This window comes from Pseudomonas sp. BMS12 (genome assembly GCF_001592875.1).
In the GTDB taxonomy this organism is placed as follows: domain Bacteria; phylum Pseudomonadota; class Gammaproteobacteria; order Pseudomonadales; family Pseudomonadaceae; genus Aquipseudomonas.
In genome coordinates this window covers 1-706 of the sequence record NZ_LSOF01000001.1, presented here as the reverse complement: position 1 = coordinate 706, position 706 = coordinate 1, and the positions used below count along the sequence as shown (strand labels likewise).

Sequence of the window (706 nt, the reverse complement as noted above, 5' to 3'; positions counted from 1 at the left end):
GATAGGTGCTTGCCGCGGGCGCGCTCGGTGAAGCGGCCGGGGTAGTCGTAGTCTTCCAGGTCTGGCTGGGCATCACCCTTGTGCGCGGCCTCCAGCTGCAGGCGCGGTTTCTCGAAGTCGTAGTCGCGTCGTGTGACGCGGCTGGTGCGGGTGGCCAGGCGCAGGGCGAAGCGCTTGATCACCGGGTCGTCGGCGACCAGGCCGGAGTCCTGCTGGTAGGCGGTGCCAGCCAGCTTGGGGAAGCCGGTCTGGTCGTCGCCGAACACCAGCACATGGCCTTCGGACGAGTGCTGGAAGTGGTAGTGAATGCCTTCTTCCTCGCACAGGCGCTGGATGAAGTGCAGGTCCGTCTCGTCGTACTGCACGCAGTAGTCGCGCTCGGGGTAGACCGCGCCGAGCTGGAAGCGCTGGCCGGAACCTTCGAGGATGCCGTGCTCCTCCAGTACCTGGGCGACGATCTGCGGCACCGTCAGGTGCTGGAAGATACGCTGGTTGGTGCGGTGGCCGAGCCAGGCCAGCTGCGGGCGCAGGGTCAGGTGGTAGCGGGTCAGGCGCTGGCCCGAGTCACCCTGCGCCGCACTGTGTACCTGGGCATGGATGCCGTTACCTTGCGCATCCAGGGCGAGAAACGCCGGCTGGCCGAGCAGGGCGGCCAGGTCGAGATCGGGGCGTTCGCTGACCAGGGTCAGCTCGAACACGAAGGGCT

1 protein-coding gene is annotated in these 706 nt (G+C 67.4%); it reads right to left on the bottom strand.

Annotated features, from left to right (window positions below):
- On the bottom strand, positions 1–706 hold a 706-nt coding region (tssI, locus tag AYB31_RS00005; RefSeq protein ID WP_236715485.1), incomplete at both ends, for a type VI secretion system tip protein TssI/VgrG.